Here is a 2667-nt window from a genome sequence, read left to right as displayed (position 1 = left end):
CGCAGGAAGAAGGCCTGCTCGCGATCGCACAGTTCCTGGTGGCCGGGTTCGTCCTCCATGCTGACGATCTCGTCGGGTTTGGAGAAATTCTTGTCGCCGTCGACAGCGGCATAGTGGATCTTCAGCGCATCGGTCTTGGTGTGGCGGTCGATGTCGGCGGAATTCGAAACCTCTGCCAGCTCGGCAACACTGCTTGCCTGCTGGCCGGCGACGATCGACACCGCGCCCTTGGGGCCGACGACGTCCTTCACGAAATAGGCCGTCTCGCTCATCATCGGGCCCCAGCCCGCCTCGTACCAGCCGACCGAACCGTCATCGAAGGTGACGTGCAGATGGCCGTAATTCTGCTTGTCGGCTTCCGCCCAGAGCTTGGCGCCGATGCCGTGCACGCGCACCGGCTTGGCGCCGGTCAGCTGGCACATGACGTCGACATAGTGGACGCCGCAATCGACGATCGGGATCAGCGAATCGATCAGGTTCTTGTGCCAGTGCCAGGCGCTGCCGCTGCTCTGCTGGTTGAGGTTGAGCCGCATCACCAGCGGCTTGCCGAGCGTCTTGCCGACCTCGATGAACTTGATCCACGACGGATGCACGCGCAGAATATAGCCGAGCACCAGCTTGCGGTTCTTGGCCCGCGCCGCCGCGACCACCTTCTCGGCATCCTCGTTGTTGGTGGCGAGCGGCTTTTCCATGAACACATGGCAGTTGGCGGCGATTGCCTTCAGCGCGTATTCGGCGTGGGTGTTCGGCCAGCTGTTGATCGAGACGGCGTCCGCTTTTGTTTCCTTCAGCGCCTGGTCGAAATCCTCGTAGAGTGGGTAGCCGGCTAACTCTTCCGGAATCTTCGTGTTGCTCTTGATCGACCGGCTCATGATGCCGACGATCTCGAAACCGTCGAGCCGGTGATAGGCGCTGGCATGCGACGCACCCATATTGCCGAGACCCACCACCAGCACTTTTACCTTGTCGGACACCGAATATCTCCCAGGTTTTGATTGAATTGTGCGCGGCGATCGGTTGCCGCTCGTATGTCTATCCGAGACAATCACCTCAGGTCAGCGCCGCCGCTCATTGCCCGGCCCTTTCCTCTCCCCCGTCGATCGGGGGAGAGGTGTCGAGCGAAGCTCGACGGAGTGGGGGTCGAGACCCTCGCCGCGCGCTTGAGGTCTCTTGCTCGTCAGATTGTGCCTGTCTTGTGGCGACTGCGCGTTTGACGAACGCCTTTCCCCACTCCGTCGCCGCTTCGCGGCGCCACCTCTCCCCCCTCCGGAGGGAGAGGAAAGGAGCCAAGGCAGGGTAATGGAGGGCGGCCGACATGACCCGTTGCGCAGCCCTACTTCACCGCCGAATCGAACAGATGCGCCTTGATCTTCTCGACATCGAGCGCGGCAAAACCTTCCGACAGCTTGACGCCGTCGGCATCGGCCTTGACCTTGGCCTTGTCGAAATCATTGGCCGGGCCGATCAGATCGTTGGTGCAGACATCCTCGGCCTTCACCGGAGCGGTGATCTGGCCGATCTTGTGGATTTCGTCGAAGAAGCCCTGCCAGCTCGCCATGTCGTGCGAGCCCCAGCCGCCGCGCTTGTCCATGTCGCCGCGGAAAACGTTGATCTGCTGCAGGATCGAGGTGGTGCCGAGCTCCGGCCCGAGATTCTTGGCCAGCGTCGGGAACTGCTCGAACACCGCTTCGACCGCCGCGCGTGGATTCTGGTAGCCGAATTCGAGGCCCATCGCCCAGCCGCGCAGGTACTTTTCCAAAAACGCCTTGCGGTCGGGATCCTCGAGATCGGCGGCACGCACGACGAAGGTGTTGGCCGGCAGCTTCGAATTCTGCACGCCGAGCCAGTATTCGAAGTCGAGCCCCTTGGCGATCCATTCGGCGCGCAGCCCTTCCCACGACAGGGCGGCGTCGCCCTGGCCGCCGGCCAGCGCCGTTCCCCAGGTCGGCCAGCCGGCCTCGACATATTTCACCTTCTTGATGTCGACGCCCTGCGCGGCCAGCAGCGGGTCGGTGATCGACTGCCAGGCGGCGGAGCCGAGCAGGATGGTCTTGCCTTCCAGCTTCTTCAGGTCGTTCGATCCCTCGCCCTTGCGGAAGGCGATGCTGAACGTGTCGCGCGCGCCCATATGGAACACCGACTTCAGCTTCATGCCGTTCTGGATGGCGAAGGAGAACACGCCGGGCGACGGGAAGCCCATATCGGCCTGGCCGACATCGACGAACTTCACCGTCGCGGTGCCGTCCGATGGTCCCGGCTGCATGTCGGTGTCCAGCCCGTCGAAATAGCCGGCCTTCTTGGCCGCCCAGTAGGGATAGTCGTCGAGCACTTCGAGCGTGCCGCGCGGCGAGATCCAGGTGAATTTTCCGTAGGGTTCGGCCCTGGCCTTCAGGCCGGTGGCGCCAAGCGCCGTCGCCGTCACCAGCCCGGCGCCGGTGACCTGCAGGAAGTAGCGGCGGCTGATCCCCGCCGGGTTGATCGAGTTCTCTTTGGTCATGGCATTCCCCTTTTTTGTTTGATGTCAGTTTCTTGCCGCCCGCCTCCCGGGCGCCGTCATATCCCTGTGTTCAAGCCTCCCAGCTCGCCCATTTCTTGCCGATCAGGAAGAACAGCTCGTAGATCAGGATGCCGAGCGTCGACAGGATCAGCACCACTGCGAAGAACTGC

2 protein-coding genes are annotated in these 2667 nt (G+C 62.9%); both read right to left on the bottom strand.

Annotated features, from left to right (window positions below):
* Nucleotides 1–974 (bottom strand): Gfo/Idh/MocA family oxidoreductase (locus EN994_RS26155; protein WP_164746201.1); only part of this gene is annotated, 974 nt, incomplete at its 3' end.
* Nucleotides 975–1333: 359 nt separating this feature from the next.
* On the bottom strand, nt 1334–2497 hold the full coding sequence (locus tag EN994_RS26140; protein ID WP_013528758.1) for an ABC transporter substrate-binding protein: 1164 nt from the start codon (nt 2495–2497) through the stop codon (nt 1334–1336).
* Between the last annotated feature and the right edge of the window lie 170 nt (nt 2498–2667).

It is taken from the genome of Mesorhizobium sp. M7A.F.Ca.CA.002.09.1.1 (genome assembly GCF_003998555.1).
Classification (GTDB): domain Bacteria; phylum Pseudomonadota; class Alphaproteobacteria; order Rhizobiales; family Rhizobiaceae; genus Mesorhizobium; species Mesorhizobium ciceri.
The sequence above is the reverse complement of the archived record's forward strand: the minus strand, read 5'-3'. Positions and strand labels throughout refer to the sequence as shown.

Bases quoted from the DNA above. Each gene is read 5' to 3' on its own strand.
- EN994_RS26140 (WP_013528758.1), bottom strand. From the start codon at position 2,497: ATGACCAAAGAGAACTCGATCAACCCGGCGGGGATCAGCCGCCGCTAC.